Genomic DNA, 20,688 nt, shown 5'->3' on the forward strand with positions numbered 1-20,688 from the left:
GGTCGGCGGCCGGCCCACGTGTCGGGAGGTCGGCGGGCCGGGCCGATCCTGTGGGACGGCAGGCGGCGAGCCGGTCCGGCAGAACGCCGGTCCGTCGGTCGGGCCCGTCGGCTCTCCGGGTCGGTACGGTCGGTCGGTCGGCGGTCCGGGTCGGTCCAGCCCGTCGGCGAAGCAAGCCGGTCAGCGAGGCGGGCCGGTCGGCAGGTCGGCTCAGTGGGCCAGTGGGTGGGTCAGTTCACCGAGAGGCGGAACGCCATGCGGCCGAAGGCGACCTGGTCGCCCTCGCGGACCACGGCCGCGCCGATGACACGACGTCCGTTGACCGTGGTGCCGTTGGTGGAGCCGAGGTCGCGCAGCACCCACATCCCGCTCTGGCGGCTGAGTTCGGCGTGCACCCGCGAGACGCTCTCGTGGGTCAGCCTGAGGCCGCTCGCGGGGTCGCGGCCGATGCGCAGCGCGCTCTCGGTGCCGGGGTGCGGCAGCAGCAGTTTGGGCAGCCGCTCGGCCTGCCAGGCCCTGCGCAGCCGGACCGAGAAGCCGGAGACCGCCCCGACGGTGCCGAAGACGGCCCGCGAGAGGCGGCTCTCCCTGGGCAGGTCGGCGGTGAGGACGGCGAGCTCGTCGGAGCGGCGGGCGACGAGAGCCAGCTCCATGCGCCGGATGAACGTGTCGTGCGACAGTCGCCCCATGGCGACGCCGTCACGCAGCACCTTCAGCGCCCGGTCGCGCTCCGCGTCCGACAACCGCGCGGGGTACGTGTTGAACTCGAAAGACGACGTCACAGTGCTGATTCTCGGTCAGCGCGCCCCGGGTGTCCAGAAGACGCGAAAACGCCCGGCCCGCCCGCATGCCGCCAATGGGAGTGTTCCAAAAGCGGATTGATCTCGGGTGGAGCACGATGGAGGCGACGGGCTACATCACGGTGAGCAGACGAAGGGGAACCGTCCGTGCAGTTCGAGGTGTGGGCACCGCAGGCCGAACGTGTGACGCTCCAGTGCGACGGCGTCACCCGCGCGTTGGAGCGCGATCCGGAGCGGGCGGGGTGGTGGACCGGTGAGGCGGAGGCCGCGGACGGCACGCGGTACGGGTTCGCGGTGGACGACGGGCCCGTCCGCCCGGACCCCCGCTCGCGCCGTCAGCCGGACGGCCCGGACGGGCTGAGCGCGGTCGTCGACCAGACCCGCCACGAGTGGCGAACGCAGTGGTCCGGCCGACCGCTGCCGGGCGCGGTCCTGTACGAGCTGCACGTGGGCACGTACACCCCCGAGGGCACCCTGGACGCGGCCGCGGAGCGCCTGAGTCATCTCGCCGAACTCGGTGTCACACACATCGAGTTGATGCCGTTGTGCGCGTTTCCCGGCCGGCACGGCTGGGGGTACGACGGGGTGTCGCCGTGGGCGGTGCACGAGCCGTACGGCGGTCCCGAGGCGCTGAAGCGGTTCGTCGACCGGGCCCACGCGCTCGGTCTGGGCGTCGTCCTGGACGTGGTGCACAACCACCTCGGCCCGTCCGGCAATTACCTGCCCGTGTTCGGCCCGTACTTCACCGAGACGCACCACACGCCGTGGGGCGCCGCCATCAACCTGGACGCGCCCGGCTCGGACGAGGTGCGCGCCTATCTGGTGGGCAGCGCGCTGGCCTGGCTGCGCGACTACCGGCTCGACGGGCTGCGGCTGGACGCGGTGCACGCGCTGGCGGACACGCGCGCGTGCCACTTCCTGGAGGAGCTGTCGACGGCGGTGGACGCCCTCGCGGCGGAGACCGGCCTGCCGCTGTTCCTGATCGCCGAGTCCGACCTGAACGACCCGCGGCTGATCACACCCCGCCGGGCAGGGGGTCTGGGCCTGCACGCGCAGTGGAACGACGACTTCCACCATGCCCTGCACACCGCGCTCACCGGCGAGTCCCAGGGCTACTACGCCGACTTCGCGCGCGCCCCGTTCGCCGCGCTCGCCAAGACCCTCACCGGCGGCTTCTTCCACGACGGTACCTACTCCGGCTTCCGCGGCCGGCACCACGGCCGCCCGCTGGACCGCACCCGCCTGCCCGCGCACCGGCTCCTCGGGTACACCCAGACCCACGACCAGATCGGCAACCGCGCCCAGGGCGACCGCCTCTCCGCCTCCCTCTCCCCCGGCCTGCTGGCCTGCGCGGCCGCGTTGACGTTGACCGCGCCGTTCACGCCGATGCTCTTCATGGGCGAGGAGTGGGCGGCGGGCACGCCCTGGCAGTACTTCACCGACCACACCGACCCGGAGCTCGCCGAGGCCGTACGGCGGGGCAGGCGGCGGGAGTTCGCGGCGCACGGCTGGGCCGAGGAGGACGTGCCCGACCCGCAGGACCCGGCGACACGCGAGCGCTCGTGCCTGGACTGGTCCGAGCCGGAACGCGAGCCCCACGCGCGCGTGCTGGCCTGGTACCGCGAGCTGATCGCACTGCGGCACGCGACCGCGGACCTCACCGATCCGGATCTGGCCGACATCAAGGTCGCCCACGACGCGCGGGCCCGCTGGCTGGCGTTCCGGCGCGGTGACGTCCGGGTGGCCGTCAACCTCGGCAAGGAGCCGGCCGCGATCCCGCTGGGCCCGCGTCCGGCCCGCGTCCTCGCCACCTGGGATCCGGTGGACGTACCCGGCCGGGACGGGCTGCTGCATGTGCCCGGCGAGTCGTGCGTGGTGCTGGAGCAGGACTGAGCGAGACCCGGTGGGGCAACCCGGGGGGCAACCCGGCGGGGCAACCCGGTGGAGGGGCCGCCGCCACCTCCTCCGCAGGGCCGTCCCCCGCCCTCCACCGTCCGCTCATGCCTCCTCGTCGGCCCCGCCGTCCTCCCCCTCCTCGCGGAACTCCGTCACCCGCTCCAGCAGGATCGCCTCCCAGGCGCGTCCCAGCCGGACCCGTGGGAGGGTGAGCGCTTCGGCGTCGTGCGGGCCGGCGGTGCGGCGGTCGAGGCGTTCCGCGAGGCGGACGACGGTGTCGCAGCGGGCCAGCCACAGGCCACGCAGGCAGGGGCGGGCGCCGTAACCGGCGAGGGTGGCGGCGCGGACGGCGGCGCCGGAGCCGACGGCGAGGGCGAGCCCGGCGATGTCCTCGGCGGGATCCCCGAGGACCGCGCCGGTCCAGTCGAGGACGGCGCGCACCCGGCCGTCGGCGCTCACCACGAGGTGCTCGCCCCGCAGCGCGTGGTGGACGAGGACGGCGGTGCCGGGCTGGGCGGCGAGCTGGGCCGCGCCGGGCGAGGTGAGCTGATGGAGGCGGGCCGGGTCGAACTCGTCGGCGCGGGCGAGGCGTTCGGCGGCGGTCACCGCCATCCGCCGCAGCGCCTCCAGCGAGCGCGGGGCGGTGCGCGGCACACCGAGCGCCTCGGCCTGCCGGGGCGGCACCTCGCGCAGTCCCCGGAGCAGTCCGGCGAGGTCCGCCTCGCCGACGGCCGACACGTCGTGCTCCTCGGCGGTGCCGCCGGGCAGCTTGGTGTCGAGGGTGTACACCAGTCCGGGCGACCACTCGCCGTGCGCGACGCTGGTGGGTACGGCGACCGGGACGTGCGGGCGGACGAGGTCGCGCAGCCGCAGTTCGCGGCGGCGCCGCAGGGTCGTCTCACGGTCGGTCGCGAGACGCAGCACATGGCGGGTGCCGACCCACCAGGTGGCGGGCGAGCCGCCCGCGACGACGGGCCGGACCTCGGGCCCGGAGCCGCCCGCGCCGCCCTCGTCGAGGAGCGCGCGGACCAGTCGGCGGACGGTGTCCGCGGTGGGTGTCGGTGCCTGGTTCATGGTCGCGCCGTTGCCGTTCGGATGGGTGCCGGGGACTGCTGGAGGCGGGTCAGTCCACTATGACCAGCTCGCGGGTGGTGTCGTTGAGACGGCGGCCGCCCTCCTCGGTGACGGTGACGATGTCCTCGATGCGCACGCCGAACCGGCCCGGCAGATACACCCCGGGCTCCACGGAGAAGCACATGCCGGGCACGAGCGGCCGCTCCTCGCCCTCGATCATGTACGGCGGCTCGTGGGTGGTGACGCCGATGCCGTGGCCGGTGCGGTGGATGAAGTACTCGCCGTAGCCGGCGTCCGTGATGACCGCGCGGGCGGCCCGGTCGACCTCCTGGCAGGCGACGCCCGGCCGGACCGCCCGGAAGCCCGCCTCCTGGGCCGCGCGCACGAGGTCGTGGACCCGGCGCTCCTCCTCGGTGGGTTCGCCGACGTGCACGGTGCGGGAGGTGTCGGAGCCGTAGCCGTCCTTCAGGCCGCCGAAGTCCAGGACGACCATGTCGCCGCGTTCGATGACCCGGTCGCCGACCTCGTGGTGCGGGTTGGCTCCGTTCGGCCCGGAGGCGACGATGGTGAAGTCGACCTGGGAGTGCCCGTACCGGCGCAGCAGCCCGGCGAGGTCGGCGCCGACCTCCGTCTCCCTGCGCCCGGCGAAGGGAACCTTCCGGATCTCCTCGAACGCCCGGTCCGCGGCGGCTCCCGCGGCCGCCATCAGTTCCAGCTCCGCCGCGTCCTTGACGGCGCGCAGCATCGGCAGGGCCTCGGTGAGCGAGGCGTAGGAGGTGGCGGGCAGGATCTTCTGGAGGCCCAGCAGGTGCATCGCCCAGGCGTTGTCGCTGATCCCGAGACGGCCGCCCGTGCCGAGGAGGGCGGCGGTGGCGGCATAGGGGTCCTTGCCGTCGGTCCAGTCCCGCAGGGTGAGCGCCGGGGCGCCGGCCGCCTTCGCCGCGTCGGGGGCCTCCAGCGTCGGCACGACGAGGACCGGGTCCCGGCCGGGGGCGAGGACGAGCAGGGTGAGCCGTTCGGTGGCGGCGGTGGGCGCGTAGCCGGTCAGCCACACGAGGTCGGGTCCGGGCGCCACGAGGAGTCCGGCGAGGCCGGCGTCGGCGGCCTCGCGTGCGGCCCGCTCCATGCGGGCCCGGTAGTCGTCGGCGGTGAAGGGCGCGGTGGCGGTGCCGGTCATCCGGGCCTCCCAGACAGGACGTGGCGACTGACGTGTGACGGACGGGGTGACGCTGACGTGATGGCCACGGGCAGCATCCTGCCCGTACGGCGGGGGTCGCGCGAGCCGGTCGACGCGGGTTTCGGGCGGGTGACCGGCCCGGGTCAGCCGTCCAGGGCCATCCGCAGGCCGAGGAGCAGCAGGACGCCGCCGGAGACCTGCTCCAGGCGGCGGCGTGCCCCGGCCCGGGACAGGAGGGCCTTCATCCGGCCCACGAACCACACGTACAGACCGTAGTAACCGATTTCGTAGACCGCCCGGAGCGCGGCGAGCCCCACCATGGCCGGCAGGTGCGGGGCGCCCTGCGGCACGAACTGCGGCAGGAAGGACAGGGCGAAGACGGCCGCCTTGGGGTTGGCGAGGTTCAGCAGCAGCCCGCTCCGGCAGGAGGCCCGGCCGCTCTGCTCGACGCCCTCCCGGCCGTCGTCGACCGGCGCGCCGTCCTCCTCGGTCCTGCGCGCCTGCCGCAGTGCCTGGACACCGAACCAGACCAGCACGACGGCGCCGACGACGCGCAGCACGTCGTACGCCACCTGGGAGGCGGTCAGCAGGGCGGTCAGGCCGAACGCGGCGACGAGGCCCCGGACGAACACGCCGGTCTCGTTGCCGAGCACCGTCAGGAAGCCGGCGCGGCAGCTGCGCAGCGACTGCTTGACGATGAGCACGGTGCTCGGCCCGGGTGAGGCGGCGACGAGGGTGCAGGCGCCCAGGAAGGCCAACCGGGAGGTCGGCATGGCGCTCATGGTGACGCGGCGGGTCCGTCCTGGCCAGTGGTTTCCCCGGCGGGGCCGAGCGCCGGGCGTCGGCGGCCCCCCGGTGCGGGCGGCCGCGTCGGGACCCGCTCAGGTGACGACGCCGGGCATCACCGTCAACCGACCGTATCCGCCGCTGTGATGACGCACCGTCAGCACGATCTGCTTGCCGGGACGGGCCTCGTCGACCGCCCGGGCGAGGTCCGTCGCCGAGTCGATCCTGGTACGGCCGAACTTCAGCAGGACGTCGCCGCGGACCAGGCCCGCGGTGTAGCCGGGGCCGGGGATGTGGACGGCGACGATCTCGGCGCCCGTCCTCTCCGCGTCCACGGCCTCCAGGCCCAGGGTGGCGTCCGGCGGTCGCGAGGACGCGGTGGCCGCCCCGGCCGACCCGGACGACCCGCCGGGGGTGGCCGGGCTCGGCCGGCCCGACGCGGACGCGGCGCCCGGTGCGCCCGGTGCGCCCGGCCCGGTCTGCTTCTGGAGCTCGGCCAGTCTGCTCATGCCGATCACGGTCGCCCCCACGGTGCCGAGTCCGACGCCGGACAGGACCAGGACGGTGCCGGCGAACAGGCCGAACAGCAGGGTCGTCAGCCGTCGGCCGCGGCGGCGCGCGGCGTGCGGGCGCCGACCCTGGCCGCCCGGCCCGGCACCGCCGCCGGGCTCGGATCCGGGCATGGGCTTGGGACGCAACGCTGTCTGTTCCATGGATCGCCTCCGGCTGGTGCTCTACCCGGCGCAACGGCGCACCACGAGCCACGAACGAGTGAGACTGCCCCAGGGTCAGGAGCGGTACCGGTCGGCCGCACCGCAGGTCACGGACGGGTCGACAGCGCCTCCACCAGCGTCCGCACCGCCCCCGACGGCATACCCGCGTACACGAGTTCGACCCGGTGGACGACCCGCGGCCCGGTGACCGGGACGGCGGCCGTGCCCGGCACATCGGCCGCCACCGAGCGGGGCAGCAGGGTGAGGCCGTGGCCGGCGGCCACCAGGGCGGTCAGGACGCGGAGGTCGGTGCCGTCGTAGCGCAGGGCGGGGCGGAAGCCGTGGCCGCCGTTCGCGGCCCGCAGCTGGGGCAGCGGCAGCCCGGCTTCGGGGGCGTCCAGCCAGCGCGCGTCGGCGAGGTCGCCCAGGCGCAGGCCGCTGCGCCGGGCCAGTGGGTGGCCGGCGGGCAGCAGGACACGGACCGGCTCCTCGCCGACGCCGTACGTGGTCAGCGGCGCGACGTCGGGCAGCCGGAGCGGGTCGCTGGGCGCGGCCAGGCCGTCGACGAGGCCCACGTCGGCCGTCCCGTCGGCGACGGCGGCGCAGACGTCGTCACGGCCCAGCACCCGCAGCGTCACACCGGCGGGCGGGAGCGCGGCGAGGGCCGCCGGGCCGAGGGCGGTCGGCGAGCCGGCCAGGGTCAGCCCGTGCGAGGGCGCCGAGGCGATCCGGACGACGTCCGCGCGAGCCGCGTCCAGGCGCAGCAGCAGCGGTCCCGCGTGTTCGAGCAGCCGCTCACCGGCCGTGGTGGGCAGGACGGGCCGGCGGGTGAGCAGCGGGGCGCCGAGGTCCTGTTCGAGGGCCGCGATGTGCTGGGAGACGGCGGACTGGGTGTAGCCGAGTTCCCGGGCGGCTTCGGAGAAGGAGGCGAGGCGCGCGACGGTGACGTACGTGCGCAGCAGATGCGGGTCCATGCGCCCAGGGTCGCAGGCCGCATCAGTTCTGCTTATCGAGGGTGCAGGAATCATCGTTGGACGTGAAGTCCGCGGCGCCGCCAGGATGAACGGCATGACCGACACCACAGCTCGGATCGCCAAGGTCGCCCTGGTCGGCGACCGCTCCCCGAACGTCGTCTCGCACACCCGCGTCCCGCTCCTGGTGGACGCTCTCGCCGCCCGGGACCGGCTGCTCCTGGACGCCTACTGGATCCCGTCCGAGGAGGCGCGCGCCGAGGGCGCGGTGCGTGGCTTCGACGCGGTCTGGGTGGTGCCGGGCAGCCCCTACCGCAGCGAGGCGGGCGTCCTGTCCGCGATCCGCACGGCGCGCGAGGAGGGCATCCCCTTCCTCGGCACCTGCGGCGGCTTCCAGCACGCGCTCCTGGAGTACGCCCGCAACGTCTGCGGACTGTCGCGGGCGGCGCACGCCGAGAACGACCCCGACGCGGACGATCTGCTCATCGAGCCCCTGGCCTGTTCGCTCGTCGGCCACGAGGGCGTCGTGACGATCGAGCCGGGGTCGCTCGCCCAGTCCGTGATCGGCTCGGAGCGCACGGTCGAGCGCTACTTCTGCGCGTACGGCCCCTCCCGCCACCTCGACACCCTGCGCGCCCGAGGCCTGCGTTTCTCCGGCCACGACGAGAACGGCCAGGTGCGGATCGCCGAACTGCCGGGCCACCCCTTCTTCCTGGCCTCCCTCTTCCAGCCGGAGCTGTCCGGCGACGGCTCGCGCCCGCACCCGATCGTCCGGGCACTGGCCCGAGCCGCGGTCGAGCACGCCTCCCGCAAGGAGCGTCAGCCGTAGGAGAGCGCAAAGACCGACAGGTGCGGGACGGGCACCGGCGGCGCGAGGTCCGGCAGGAAGCCGTGGGTGCGGCGGGCCAGGTACGCGGACTTGTAGCGGTCGACCTCGCGGTGCCAGTTCAGAATGCCCGCCAGCCAGTTCTGAAGGTCGGCGACGTAGTGCCCCATCGCCTCGCGGGCCTCGGGCGAGAGGTCGAAGTCGTCGTAGAGGATCGGCAGTTCGTGTGCGACGACATGCTCGAACTGCTGCATGCGCTGGGTCATCAGGTCGTGGACGATGCCGAGCGCGGTCGGGTAGTCACAGCCGAAGAAGTTCTGCACGACGAGGATCGCGTTGTGCACCTCGCCCTCGTACTCGATCTCCTTCTGGTACGAGAAGACGTCGTTGGTGAGGCACGCGTAGTCGACGGCGGCGTTCTCCAGCGAGCGGACGACACCGCTGCGGTAGACCTCCGCAGGCACGGCGGGGCCCTGGCCCATACGGCACAGGCTCAGCGTGAGGTCGGAGCCGAAGGTGGCGCGGCGCATCTCCAGGTAGTCGACCGGGTCGGGGACACGGTTCTGGAGCTGGTTGGACAGCTCCCACACCCAGCTCTCGGTCATGACGTCGACCGCGTCGCGCAGAGTACGCCGCTGGTCGGGGGTCATGCCCGCGGTGGTGCGCGCCCACAGGTCGATCAGGCCGCGCTCCATGGCGTTGGCGGGGACGACGGGCGCCGCCTCACCGTCGACGGGCATGCAGGCGGACAGCCGGGCCGTGGTCAGGCGCGCGGCGGCCAGGTCGCGGCGATTGCCGAAGACGAGCGGGTAGTAGTCGTCGCCGTAGGTGCCCCAGGCGAGCCACTGGGCGCTGAGGTCGAGTTCCTCCGCGGTGGCGTCCGGGTCGAGGCCGGCCGAACACAGCGGGAGGTCGTAGGCGGCGAGTTTGTCCTCGTCCCAGACGCCCTCCTCCAGGATGCCCATCCGGTGCGTCCAGGCCGTCAGACGCGGGCGGCACGCCTCCAGGTGCGGGCTCAGCTCCACCGGGAAGGGCATGTGGAAGTCGGGCAGCAACGACGGGCCGACCTTCTGGTGCGGCACGTGCGCGTACGCCCGCAGGCGTTCGGTGGCGGCCGAGGCGAGCAGCGCGCCGACGTCGGCGGCGGAGGTGCCGGGACCGCTCAGCCTCTGCCAGGGAGCCTCGGAGGTGGCGCCCTTGTTCATGTAGCGGCTGGAGCGCATGTGCCACTCGTGGCCGCCGGACTGCCAGTCCTGCAGACCCTTGGTGTACGCGGCGACCGCCAGGACCTCGTCGGGCGTGAGGCCCTTCTCCAGGGCCACCGCGGGCACTTCGGTGAACGCGGTGTGCTCGAACTGGTGGAGGCGGGAGGTGAGGATGTCGTTGACGGTGTCGGCGGCCTCCTGGGTGGTGCAGCCGAAGAACGTCTCCAGGACAAGCACGCCGTTGCTGTTCTCGCCCTCGTCCTCCACCTCGCGCTGGTAGGAGAACAGGTCGTTGCGCAGGTGCACGGCGTCGGAGAAGGTCTCCATCAGCACCCTGAGCGGCCTCGACCCGGCGACGGCGGACGGGACTTCGGCGGTCGCGTACTCCACGAGCCCCGCCGACCAGGGCGCGCCGCCCACCTTGCGCCGCATCTCGATGTACTCGACGGGGTTGGCGATCCGCCCCTCGTTGATGTTGGACAGCTCCCACATCGACTCGTTGAGCAGGTGCTCGGTCGCCACGGCGAAGCGGCGTCGCCAGTCCTGCGACATGTCCGGCACCGTACGCGTCCACAGGTCGGCGAGGCCCGCCTCGACCGGGTTGCGCGGCTCGGGCACGGGCTCCGACAGGTCCAGCGGCATGAACAGCGGCAGCCGGTCCAGGTGCGCCTTGCCGGCGGCCCGGTCCGGGGTGCGCTTGAACATGTCGAGGAAGTGGTCGTCGAAGAAGAACACCCACACGTACCAGTCGGTGATCAGCGACAGCGCGGGACCGTCGCAGTCGGGGTGGGTGTAGGCGCAGAGCAGGCCGTAGTCGTGCGCCTCCAGGTCGGCCTGCTCCCAGATCCCGGACCCCTCCAGCATGCCCATGTCGCGCGCCCACTGCGTCGAGTGGGACCGCGCCTCCTCGACGTGCGGGTTCAGGCGCGCCGGGTGCGGCATGTAGAAGTGCGGGAGTTCGAACGGTTGCGTCATGGCCGGGCCCTACCCGGGGGTCCGTGCCTCCATCCGCGGGGCGACACATGATCACACCATCGCGTGAATCGGGCGGGAAGCCGTGAACCGTACGGGACTTGGCGTATCCGTCGCCGGGGCACGCACGCCACGTGCCCGATCGTCGTCGGTCGTCCTCGATCAGCGCCGGTGACGCGGGCGGACCGCGGCGGGCACTCCGGTCGCGTTCGCCCGGCAGTTCGGTGCCCGCTCCGGGCCCGGCTCGGCAACCCCGACGGCCTCTTCGCCCGGCCGCTCCGCGGGTGTCACTCCCGTACCTGGATCAGCGCGTGCGTGCCTCCGGTGCGCCAGCGCTGCCCCTCGGCGGCGACCAGTGCGGCCTCGGTGCCGGCGTCCAGGCCGGTGATCACGTCGGACTTCAGGGTGCGCAGCGCCGCGACCGGGCCGGGGAAGTAGGCGGTGACATCGGCGAACGGGGTGGTCGGGCGCCACCGGCTGTCGCCCACCAGGCGACGGTAGTTGAGGTCGCCCTTCACGATGGTCAGGGAGGCCGCGGCGAACTCGGCCCGCAGATCGTCCGGCATCGCGGCGTAGGGCAACGGGGCCGCGGAGAAGGGATGGGCCCGCACCGTGAGGGTGCCGTCTTCCATGGCCGCCCAGAGCCGTCGGCCGAAGCCGGCGGCCGCTCCCCGCGCGGCCGTCAGCTTCCTGAGCGCGTCGACGACGTCGGCCGTGGTGGCGTCGGAGACGTAGTACGGGTACGGCTTGACGTGCAGGACGACGCGGCCGCACCGCCCGTGCGCGAGGAGGTGGGCGGCCAGGAGAAGATCGGGGATCAGCTCCCGACCCGCGTTGTCGGCGACCAGGCACAGGGTGCCGGTGCCGGTGCCTGTACCGGTACCTGTACTGGTGCCGGCGCCTGCATCGGCATCGGCACTTGTGCCGGTTTCGGTGCCGGTTCGGGAACCGGTTTCCGTACCTGCATCTGTGTACGAATCCGCGGCCGCGTTCGAGACCGGCAGCAGCGACCACAGCGTCTCGCTGTCGTCGGCGACCAGCCCCGTCACCGCCGCCCGCTTCTCCGCCTCGACGTCGGACAGCCGGAAACCGAGGTCGGCACGGTTGCCCCAGAGGGACCCGTGCAGGAGCGCGCGGGCCCGTTCGTCGACCGGGCGGCCCTCGAGGGTGTCGAGCGCGGCCAGTTCCTCGTCGGTCTCGGGCGCGTCGAGCTCGGCGAGCTTGAAGGGGCGGAACGGGTCGATGCCCTGCCAGGGCCCGGGACCGAAGTATCCGACAGCGTCGAGGAGTTGACGGTAGAAGTAACTCTCCGACCACAGCCAGGGCACGTCGAACCAGGATCGGCCGGCGTACGCGTCGAGACCCCAGGTCCGCCACCGGTCACGGTCGGGCGCGCCGGCGGAGAGCGGTTCGATCACGCCCTTGGTGCAGTTGTCCAGCAGCGCGTCCAGGCTCCGGTGGATGTCGGGACCGTAGGGGAACGCCTCCCGCACCTGCTGGATGATCGCCGGATGCCGTTCGGCCAGGACGCCGTGGGGGAACGAGCCGGGTTCGTCGCCGAGGATCACGGGCGGCGCGGGGGTGTCGGACATGCGGCTCACCGTATCCCGGGGGTGCTCCGCTCGGGCCGACCGTCACCCGCACCTCGGCCGCGCGCCCCGAGCCCCTCACACCACCGCCATGATCTCCCGCTCCAGCCGTGCCGCGAGGCTGAGATAGCGCGGTCGGCGCGGTACCGGTACCAGGCCGCGGATGAGGACGTGCCACATCTCGGCCATCCGGCGGGGCAGCCGGCCGGCGGGTTCACGGGAGCGGCCGACGACCCGGGTGCCGACGAAGAAGCAGACCAGGGAGTGCGCCACGGCGTCGACGTCGACGTCCGGATGGATGTCGGACTCCTTGAGCGCGCCGCCGAGCCGCCGGGAGATCAGGTCCAGCAACTCCACGAAGGGATGCGACAAGGGCGGCCGGACCGCCACTCCCCCCGTGGCCAGCCGTAGGCCGGCCCGGGTGATCGGGCCCTCCACCGACAGCCGCGTCAGGGCGAACGTCAGGCGCATCAGGGCTTCGAGCGAGGCGTAGCCACGGTCGTCGATCTCGCCGGCGATCCGGCGTGAGGCCGAGGACTGCAACTCCATGATGGCGTGCGCCAGATCCTCCTTCGCCGCGAAGTGGAAGTAGAGGGCGCCCTTGGTGACATGGGCGTGCTCGACGATGTCACTGAGGCTTGTCGACTCGTAGCCGCGCCGGTCGAACAGGTCGGCGGCGGCCGTGATGATCGTCGTGCGGGTCTGTTCGGCGCGTAACTGCCTCGCCATCGACTGGTATTCTCCCGGGTCGGTAACGAACGGGTCATGCCGTTTTTTCTTACTCACCGTACACAATAGCTCACAGTACGCCTGTAGTGGCCACGGGAGTACAGACCGCCGACACCCCCTACGCGCAACCGACTTGCACGCCACCGCGGGCCCGCCACGGAAGCCTCCCACAGAGAACATACCGGGGGCATAATCGAGCCCGACTCGAAAGAGACGGGGTGCGCGGTTTCCGCTTGTGAGCGCCTTGCGGGCAGGATGCCGGAACACCCGAGCGACACGTGTAACCGCATACCGAGGTTCCCACGGCGCCCTGTGGAGCACACCTCTCGGGCGACATTCATGTGCGAGGCGGCCGGTTTGTTTCCGGGGAAACGGCTGGAAACGCACGGGCAACTCGTTGCCGCCGAGGGGAACTTGCCGACGGCTCCGGAGTCGGGGCCCACGGTGCCGCACGGAAACAGGTCGAAACAGGCTTCGCCGGAAACAGGCCGAAACAGACGAGGGCGGGCCAGCCGGTGTCCATCCACACCGGCCGGCCCGCCCTGTCGTCGCGAGCGGCGAGAAGCGAGTTGCCTCAGAACGTCAACTGCCAGCTGTTGAGCTTGCCGGTGTCCTGCGCGGCGGTGTCCTGGACACGCAGCTTCCAGGTGCCGTTGGCGGTCTCGCCGGAAGCGTTCACCGAGTAGGTGGTGCTGACGTTGTCGGCGGAGTCCGAGGAACTGGCCGCCTTCAGCCGGTAGGCGGTGCCGTCGGGCGCGACGAGGTCGATCACCAGGTCGCCGCGGTAGGTGTGGGTGATGTCGACACCGACCTTGAGGGCGGTCGGGGCATTGCCGGAGCGGCCGCTGACGGCGATCGAGGACTCGATGGCGGAACCGTTGTCCGGGATCGCGACCGCGGTCGTGTTGGTGAAGGTGGTGCCCCCCGTGGAGCCGCCGGAGCCGCTCACCGCCTGCACCGTCCTGGCCGCGTCCGCCAGACCCGCGCCGCAGCCACCGGAGCAGGCGCCGGGCAGCGCACGGGCGTTGTTCTTGATGGCCGTCTCGATCTGCGCGGGGGTCAGCGCGGAGTTCGCCGACTTGACCAGCGCGACCAGGCCCGCGATGTGCGGGGTGGCCATGCTGGTGCCCTGGTAGTAGGCGTACGACTCGCTCGACGGCGTCTTGGTCCCGGAGTTCAGGGTGGACAGGATGCCGTTCGCGGTGCCGGTGCTGGTCTGGCCGCCGGGCGCCGAGATGTCCACGAGGGAGCCGTAGTTGGAGTAGGACGCCTTGGCGCCGGTGCGGTTGGTCGCCGCGACCGAGATGACGTTGTTGCAGTTGCCCGGCGAGTGGTTCGCGACGTTGTCGCTCTCGTTGCCGGCGGCCACCACGACGGTCGTGCCCCGGTTCACGGCGGCGGTGATGGCGCTCTGGGTCGCCGAGGTGCAGGCCCCGTCGCCGCCCAGGCTCATGTTGATGACCTTGGCGACGTTGGAGTTGGCGGGAACACCGGAAACGGTACCGCCGGACGCCCAGGTGATCGCGTCGATGATGTCGGAGTCGTAACCGCCGCACTTGCCGAGCACCCGGACCGGCGAGATCTTCGCGCCGTACGCGATGCCCGCGACACCCTTGTTGTTGTTCGTGACGGCGGCGATGGTGCCGGCCACGTGGGTGCCGTGCCAGGAGGAGTTGCTCGCCGGGACGCCGGAGCCGCACTCGTTGGCGGCGTAGTAGTCGCCCGGGTCGGCCGGGTTGCTGTCGCGGCCGTCGCCGTCGACGGAGACCGCGGTGTCGGCGATGAAGTCGTAGCCGCCGACGATGTTCGCGGCGAGGTCGGTGTGCGCGACGTAACCGGTGTCGATGACGGCGACGGTGACCCCGGTACCCGTCGAAGTGGCCCAGGCGCCCGGCACGTTCATACCGGCGGTGGTCTCGAAGAGGTCCCACTGCTTGGTGTACTCGGTGTCGTTCGGGTCGGCCTTCGGCTTGTTCAGCCGGTCCGGGACGACGTAGGCCACCTGCGGGTCCGCCCGGTACTGGGCGACCACGTCGGCGACATCCGCCTTCGTGAGGTCGTCACCCAGGTCGACCAGGGCGGCGCCGGTGCCCAGACGGCGCTGGAAGTCGACGTCCTCGCCGGTCTTCTCACCCTTGGCGGCGGCGTCGGCCTCGGCGGCCGGGTTCGACCTGGCCTCGGCCGTACCGGACTTGTAACCGACGATGAGGCGCTCGGCCGGGGTGCCGGGCGCGGCCTCGGTCTGGGCGGCGGGGACGGCGGAACCCTGGGAAACGGTTTCCTGGGCGGCGACGGCCGACGCCGTCGATGCGGCGGTGAGCAGGGCCGCGGAGGTCGCGGCGACGGATATCAGCTTCCGTCTCAGGGCGGGTGAGGTGCGCAAGGGCGTGCCTTTCGTAACCGACTCCGGGCAGGGCGGAGCGGCGGTCGATTCGCTTCGGCGGGGAAGCGGCGGGGGGTGCATCGAAGAGCAGCGCGAAAGGCCGGCCAGGCGCGGGAACCGACCCCGTCGGGGTTACCTGTGGGTCGGCTGTGCAGGAACGATAGGCAAAGGATCAGTCATCCGGATACAGGGGAAACCCTCGATCCGGCCAAAAACCAACCCTCGTCGAGCCAGATCGGTCAACGAACGCCCGATTTGATCGTGTCCGTACGGCGCGACAGCCACCGGACGACGTGCTGAACGCGCCGGACCGGATTCCCGTACTGACAGCAGACCGTTCCCGCGCCGGCCGAGGAGACGTCCCCGATGCCCCGCACGACCGCACACCGCACCGCAGCCCTGGCGACCGCCGCCGTGAGTCCGCTCCTGCTGGGCCTGTGGGCCGCCGGACCGGCCCAGGCGCACGGCGCCCCCACGAATCCGGTCAGCCGGGTGTTCGCCTGCTCCCCCGAAGGCGGAGCCGACGCGAGGACCGCGGCCTGCCGGGCGGCCGTCGACGCAGGCGGCACCTCTTTCGCCGCGTGGGACAACCTGCGGGTGGCGAACGTGAACGGCCGCGACCGGCAGACCATTCCCGACGGGCAGTTGTGCAGCGGCGGCCTGTCCGCGTACAAGGGACTCGACCTCGCCCGCGCCGACTGGCCGTCGACCCGGCTCAGCCCGGGCGGGACGCTGCGCATGACGTACGCCTCGACGATCGCGCACACCGGCACGTTCAAGCTGTATCTGACGAAGCCGGGGTACGACCCCTCGAAGCCGCTCACCTGGTCCGACCTGCCGACGAGGCCCTTCGCCGAGGTCAAGGATCCGGCGCTGACGGACGGCGCCTACCACCTCACCGCGAAGCTGCCGGCCGACCGGACGGGTCGTCAGATGCTCTACACGATCTGGCAGAACAGCAGCACGCCGGACACCTACTACTCGTGCTCCGACGTGGTGTTCCCGGAAGCGGTTTCACAAAGCAAGCCGGAGAGCAGCCCGCCGTCGAAGGCGCCCGCTTCGGCCAAGCCCTCGGCGTCCGCGAGCACGGCGCCGAGCTCACCGTCCGCCGCTCCGTCGGTGGCGACCGCGTCCGGCGCCGCTCCCGCCCAGGCCGCCTCGGCCGACCCCGAGAGCACCCCGGTGGCGTCCACCACCGGGGCCGCCGGCTCCGGGCCGTCCGCACCCGTGCTGGCGGGCGGCGCCGCGGCGGTGTTGGTGCTCACCGGCGGCGCCGCCCTCGTCGTGCGTCTGCGTCGACGCTGAACCCCGTTCGCACGGAGCCCGGTTGTGCGTCGCCCGATCAGTCGCGCGGACGGTGTTCGGTTGCGGGTGACGCTGTTCAGTTGACGGTGACGGCCGCGCCCGCGTCGGTCACCGGGGCGTACTTGGCGGTGAAGTAGCCGTTGGCGAAGCAGAGCGACGAGCCCGACGACTTGGTGAACTGCTGGCTGGTGAAGGTGATGCTGTTGTCGGCGTTGCTCGCCGCGCCGGTCAGGCTGGGCGCCTGGTAGACGCAGTTGATGCTGCCCAGCAGGGTGCGCAGCACGACCGTGGTCTGGATGGTGGAGCCGCTCGGCGGGGTCACGGTGACGGTGCCGTCGGAGGAGACGCTCGTGGTGTAGGACAGGTTGTTGACCGTGATGCTGGTGACGCCGAGCACGCCGACGACGTTCGCGGTGCAGTTGCTGAAGGTGTGCGCGGTGAGCGACTCGGTGGCGGTGCCGGGCGCGGTGGGGTTGTCGGTGACGGTGGCGCTGAACCCGGACGTGGCACAGGAGACGCCGCTGGTGCCGGTCGCGCTGGAGTACAGCGTGGCGGTCGTGCCGCTGGCGAGCGAGGCGTTGAGGACGTCACCGACGGCGACGTCGCCGTTGGCGGTCGTCAGCACCGCGCCGGCCGCGGAGGCCGGGGTGACGGCGGTGAGCGAGAGGGCGGCGACGGTACCTGCGAGGGCGAGGAGGGAGCGGGAGCGCAGCATGCGGGTGCCTCTTTCTCAAGTGGGGCTTCATTGGGGGGATTGGCTGGTGGGGGGTGAACCGGCGCGTCGCTGGTCGCGACAGAGGGGGGACGCCGATCGGCGTCCGCCGCCGCCGGCCCGTGACGCCTTCTCCGTACGTGACGGACCGGCAACGGCGGCCGGCCGGTGACCGGTCGGAGGCACTGGCGAGTGACTCCGGCCGGGCCGGGCGGGGAGGGGCGACCGGTCGCGGCCCGCGGGGGGAAGCGGCCGTACCGGTGCCGTGAAGGGATCGAGCTCGGGACCGAGTGGCCCGTACTGGCTGAAAGCGTCCGGGAGCGCGGCGGTGTCGCCGCGCTGCGGATCCGGCGCCACGGATCCCGGCTGAGCCAGGGAGAGTTGTAGACCTGATGTTCCGTCAACGTCAAGGCTCTGCAACAAAGTTGATGGTCCGACAGATATATGCGGAAGACCCTCGCGGCATACGGTCCGCGGGCGGCACATAATGAACACTCTTTTTCCACATCTCCCTTGACCGGCTGGTGTAACCATCGGTAACTTCCTCGTCGGCTACTGCTGCGTAACCAGAAAGCCCTTGCGGTTTCCGGGAGTCGCGAGGGGGCGTGCGCGGCAGCCGCTGTCCGCGCCAGGACAACGTGCCACTGAAGCCCAACCCGCATGACCAAGTGCATGGGAGCAGACATGGCCTCGTCCCCGGACGTCAATTCGTCCGCCGACCACACCCCCGAGAACCCCGAAAGCGGTTCCGCAGCGAGACGCGGCCGGGTCCGGCTGCGCCGGGCCGCCGTCATGGCGGTGCCCGCCACCTTCATCGCCGCGGGGCTCGCGGTCCTCACCGCGCAGGGCGCCCTGGGCGTCCAGTTCGCGATCTCCGGGATGCCCTTCGTCGTCACCGCCGACCGGCTCGACGGTGAGGGCTTCGCCCAGTTCGGCGGCCTGGACAACATGATCGAGAACAGCCCCAACCAGGGCGACACCGGCGGCCAGGTCCTGGTCGTCACCTCGGTCGTGAAGAACGGCAAGATCACCAACATGTGCCAGAGCGTCGACCTCGGCGGCATCCAGCTCATCCTGCGGGCCGGCGGCGGATCCACGCCGGTGAGCGTGAAGAACCTGGCCATCGACTCCGACGAGATCTCGGGCGACGCCGAGTTCAACAACATCGAGATCGGCCGCGACTCCAGCACCTTCGACAAGGTCCCGATCCAGGGTCCCGCGGGCGTCTACGGCCAGCAGGCCGACACGGTCGTCATCAAGAACCTGTATCAGCACAACTACGCGGCCACCGCAGCCGTCTTCAAGCTTCCCGGCCTGAAGATGAGCTTCTCGAGCGAGGGCTGCAAGTAATGACCTTCACCCAGTGGCGGGACCGCTTCCGGGAGTGGAGAGGCCACCGGCCCTTCGCGGGCGGCGTGCTGCTCGTCCTGGGCGGCGCCGAGATACTCGTGACCATGAAGGCGCCGCTCCCGGTGATCCTTCATGTGGGTATGCAGGGCCTGGCGGGTTACCTGCTGCCCACCCTGATGGTGGTCTGCGGTCTGCTGATCCTCTTCAACCCGACCCAGCGGCTGTTCTACTCGATCATCGCCATCCTGCTCTCCCTGGGCACCTGGCTCACCTCCAACATCGGCGGCTTCGTCATCGGCCTTCTGATGGGTGCCGTGGGCAGCAGCCTGTCCTTCGGCTGGCTGCCCGACCAGGAACCGCGCGAGAGCCGCCGGCAGCGGCGCAAGGAGACGCGGACGGACCGGACGGCCGAGTCGGTCCGGCAGGACGGCCCGCTGCCCGGAGCGGGGAAGCCCGCCTGACCCGCGGACCTTCGCGGACCTGACGCGCGGACGTGACTCACGGCCGTACGTCACTTCACCGGCGGGGCCGGGACGACCTGCGCACAGCAGGCCGCGCCCGGCCCCGCCGGTTTCGTCACCCCGCCACCGCACGTCATTCGAACAGGTGACTTGGGAACTTCTTTGCCGTCGCGACGAGTTCAGCGGAAGATCACTGCAATTGGTTTGAGGCAATGGGTTCGGCGTGAAGGAGCGACAGCGGCATGGTGTTCAAACGGCTGCTCGGGGCGATCGGCGTAGGCGGCCCCTCGGTGGACACGGTGCTCGACGGCGAGGCGATACGGCCCGGTGGGGCACTGTCGGGTCAGGTCCGGCTGCGGGGCGGCGGCGCGGCCGTGGAGATCGAGGAGATCGGCCTGGAGCTGCTGGCGCGCGTCGAGGCGGAGCGTGCGGAAGGCGAGAGCGAGGGCACCGTCGCCTTCGAGCGGTATGTCGTCGGTGGGGGCTTCCGGCTCGGTGCGGACGAGGAACGCAGTGTGCCGTTCTCGGTCACGGTGCCCTGGGAGACGCCGGTGACCGAGCTGTACGGGCAGCCGCTGGGCGTCGTCCTGGGCGTGCGCACCGAGCTCGCGGTGGCCGACGCCCGCGACCGGGGCGATCTCGACCCGCTGATCGTCCGTCCCCTGCCCGTGCAGGAGGCGGTCCTCGAGGCGCTCGGACAGCTCGGGTTCGGCTTCCGCTCCGCCGACCTGGAGCTCGGCCGCATCGGGGGCACGGGGCAACGGCTGCCGTTCTACCAGGAGATCGAGCTCACCCCGCCCCCGCGGTACGCGCACGCGGTGACCGAGATCGAGCTGACCTTCCTCACCACCGCGTCCGGCCTGGAGGTCGTACTGGAGGCCGACAAGCGAGGCGGCCCGCTCACCCCCGGCCATGACGCGCTGACCCGCTTCACCGTGCGCCACGAGGACGTGCCCGTCCTCGACTGGAACAGCGAGGTCGACGGCTGGATCCGCAGACTGACCGAGCACCGGGAGGCGTACGGCGCGCAGGCGTACGTCCACTCCGCACCGCACGCGGACCACCTCGCCGTCCATGGCTCCGGCGGCCCCGGCGTGGGCACGGCGGTCGCCGCGGGCGCGGTAGGACTGGGCGTGGGGTTCGTCGGCGGCATGGTGGCGGCCGAAGTGGTCGACGAGATAGATGACTTCTTCGAGGGAGGGGAAGAGGAAGACGAAGCGGAGGAGAGCGAGGAGGACTAGAAGGAGCGAGGAGGACCAGGCGCACGAGGCAAACCAGGAGAGCGGAAGAAGCGCGAGAAGGGCCGGAGGAGAACCCCGGGGGGGACGAGGGCTGGACCGGCCTTCGCGGCCTCGCGGCTTCGCGGCCTTCGCCGCCTTCGCGACCCTGCGGCCCTGCGGCCCTGCGGCCCTGCGGCCTTCGGAGCGTTCGAGGGCTTCAGGTCCTTCGGCGCCTTCAGCTTGCCGTCGCGGAAGGCCCTGCCGGGGCGGTCACCGTCTGCGCCGGGTTCGCTGGCGCGTTCGCCGTGCCGTTCGCGACGGCGGTTCCCGTGACGTTCCCCGTGCCGTTCGCGACAGCGGTACCGTGCCGCGCTCCGGCCGCCCCGCCCCGCCTCGTCCTTCGTCGCCTCGGCCTCGCTCCTGAGGACCCGCAACGACTGACCGAGCGCCCGTGCCGTGTCCGGCAGCTTCTTCGAGCCGAACATCACGGGGACGACGACGGCCACGATCGGCACGGGC

General features: G+C 72.2%; 18 protein-coding genes. 6 read left to right on the forward strand and 12 right to left on the reverse strand.

The window, feature by feature from the left end; translation table 11 throughout:
- Positions 1-230 precede the first annotated feature (230 nt).
- The gene (locus tag OG933_RS11385) at positions 231-782 is read right to left on the reverse strand and encodes a DUF1707 and FHA domain-containing protein (RefSeq protein ID WP_020125305.1); all 552 of its coding nucleotides are present in this window, start codon (positions 780-782) and stop codon (positions 231-233) included.
- A gap of 165 nt (positions 783-947) precedes the next feature.
- On the opposite strand from OG933_RS11385, the gene treZ reads away from it, so the two are divergent.
- A complete protein-coding gene (gene treZ / locus OG933_RS11390) occupies positions 948-2,693 on the forward strand; it encodes a malto-oligosyltrehalose trehalohydrolase (protein WP_405626857.1) in 1,746 nt (581 codons plus the stop codon).
- Positions 2,694-2,798: 105 nt separating this feature from the next.
- Here treZ and OG933_RS11395 read toward each other — a convergent pair whose 3' ends face one another.
- From OG933_RS11395 to OG933_RS11415, 5 genes are all read right to left on the reverse strand, one after another.
- Positions 2,799-3,770, reverse strand: coding sequence for an aminoglycoside phosphotransferase family protein (locus OG933_RS11395; RefSeq protein WP_362525140.1), 972 nt, complete (start codon positions 3,768-3,770; stop codon positions 2,799-2,801).
- A 49-nt stretch (positions 3,771-3,819) separates the two neighbouring features.
- Positions 3,820-4,947 (reverse strand): aminopeptidase P family protein, encoded by a 1,128-nt coding sequence (locus OG933_RS11400; RefSeq protein WP_405626859.1) that lies wholly within the window; start codon positions 4,945-4,947, stop codon positions 3,820-3,822.
- A gap of 143 nt (positions 4,948-5,090) precedes the next feature.
- The gene (locus OG933_RS11405) at positions 5,091-5,720 is read right to left on the reverse strand and encodes a LysE family translocator (protein ID WP_405626861.1); all 630 of its coding nucleotides are present in this window, start codon (positions 5,718-5,720) and stop codon (positions 5,091-5,093) included.
- A 108-nt stretch (positions 5,721-5,828) separates the two neighbouring features.
- Positions 5,829-6,446 (reverse strand): PDZ domain-containing protein, encoded by a 618-nt coding sequence (locus OG933_RS11410; protein WP_405626863.1) that lies wholly within the window; start codon positions 6,444-6,446, stop codon positions 5,829-5,831.
- Between the two features lie 107 nt (positions 6,447-6,553).
- Positions 6,554-7,420 carry a LysR family transcriptional regulator gene (locus OG933_RS11415; RefSeq protein WP_405626865.1) on the reverse strand — a complete coding sequence of 289 codons (867 nt, stop codon included), beginning with the start codon at positions 7,418-7,420 and terminating at the stop codon, positions 6,554-6,556.
- 94 nt (positions 7,421-7,514) lie between these two features.
- On the opposite strand from OG933_RS11415, the gene OG933_RS11420 reads away from it, so the two are divergent.
- Positions 7,515-8,246, forward strand: a complete 732-nt coding sequence (locus OG933_RS11420) for a glutamine amidotransferase-related protein (protein ID WP_362525151.1) — start codon at positions 7,515-7,517, stop codon at positions 8,244-8,246.
- Here the strand turns inward: OG933_RS11420 and cyc2 are convergent.
- The 4 genes from cyc2 to OG933_RS11440 all read right to left on the reverse strand — a co-directional run bounded on the left by cyc2 (position 8,237) and on the right by OG933_RS11440 (position 15,121).
- Positions 8,237-10,423, reverse strand: coding sequence for a germacradienol/geosmin synthase Cyc2 (gene cyc2, locus OG933_RS11425; protein WP_362525153.1), 2,187 nt, complete (start codon positions 10,421-10,423; stop codon positions 8,237-8,239). The two genes, OG933_RS11420 and cyc2, sit on opposite strands and share 10 nt — an antisense overlap.
- A gap of 284 nt (positions 10,424-10,707) precedes the next feature.
- Positions 10,708-12,012 (reverse strand): damage-control phosphatase ARMT1 family protein, encoded by a 1,305-nt coding sequence (locus OG933_RS11430; RefSeq protein ID WP_405626868.1) that lies wholly within the window; start codon positions 12,010-12,012, stop codon positions 10,708-10,710.
- 75 nt (positions 12,013-12,087) lie between these two features.
- Positions 12,088-12,738, reverse strand: a complete 651-nt coding sequence (locus tag OG933_RS11435) for a ScbR family autoregulator-binding transcription factor (RefSeq protein WP_362525158.1) — start codon at positions 12,736-12,738, stop codon at positions 12,088-12,090.
- 574 nt (positions 12,739-13,312) lie between these two features.
- Positions 13,313-15,121: a S8 family peptidase gene (locus tag OG933_RS11440; RefSeq protein ID WP_405626870.1), complete on the reverse strand. Its 1,809-nt coding sequence runs from the start codon at positions 15,119-15,121 to the stop codon at positions 13,313-13,315.
- 366 nt (positions 15,122-15,487) lie between these two features.
- Here OG933_RS11440 and OG933_RS11445 point away from each other — a divergent pair, with 366 nt between their 5' ends.
- Positions 15,488-16,426, forward strand: a complete 939-nt coding sequence (locus OG933_RS11445) for a lytic polysaccharide monooxygenase (protein ID WP_405626872.1) — start codon at positions 15,488-15,490, stop codon at positions 16,424-16,426.
- A 76-nt stretch (positions 16,427-16,502) separates the two neighbouring features.
- Here the strand turns inward: OG933_RS11445 and OG933_RS11450 are convergent, their stop codons facing one another.
- Positions 16,503-17,138 (reverse strand): Tat pathway signal sequence domain protein, encoded by a 636-nt coding sequence (locus OG933_RS11450; RefSeq protein WP_362525210.1) that lies wholly within the window; start codon positions 17,136-17,138, stop codon positions 16,503-16,505.
- 684 nt (positions 17,139-17,822) lie between these two features.
- On the opposite strand from OG933_RS11450, the gene OG933_RS11455 reads away from it, so the two are divergent.
- From OG933_RS11455 to OG933_RS11465, 3 genes are all read left to right on the forward strand, one after another.
- Complete coding sequence (locus tag OG933_RS11455; RefSeq protein ID WP_020125291.1) at positions 17,823-18,488, forward strand: DUF6230 family protein; 666 nt, start codon at positions 17,823-17,825, stop codon at positions 18,486-18,488.
- A complete protein-coding gene (locus tag OG933_RS11460) occupies positions 18,488-18,949 on the forward strand; it encodes a DUF6114 domain-containing protein (protein WP_362525165.1) in 462 nt (153 codons plus the stop codon). The genes OG933_RS11455 and OG933_RS11460 overlap by 1 nt, the downstream gene beginning before the upstream one ends.
- A 242-nt stretch (positions 18,950-19,191) precedes the next feature.
- A complete protein-coding gene (locus OG933_RS11465; protein WP_405626875.1) occupies positions 19,192-20,190 on the forward strand; it encodes a sporulation protein in 999 nt (332 codons plus the stop codon).
- Here OG933_RS11465 and OG933_RS11470 read toward each other — a convergent pair.
- A complete protein-coding gene (locus tag OG933_RS11470) occupies positions 20,187-20,654 on the reverse strand; it encodes a twin-arginine translocase TatA/TatE family subunit (RefSeq protein WP_405633352.1) in 468 nt (155 codons plus the stop codon). The genes OG933_RS11465 and OG933_RS11470 overlap by 4 nt on opposite strands.
- Positions 20,655-20,688 lie beyond the last annotated feature (34 nt).

The organism is Streptomyces sp. NBC_00016 (genome assembly GCF_045040885.1).
GTDB lineage: Bacteria > Actinomycetota > Actinomycetes > Streptomycetales > Streptomycetaceae > Streptomyces > Streptomyces coriariae.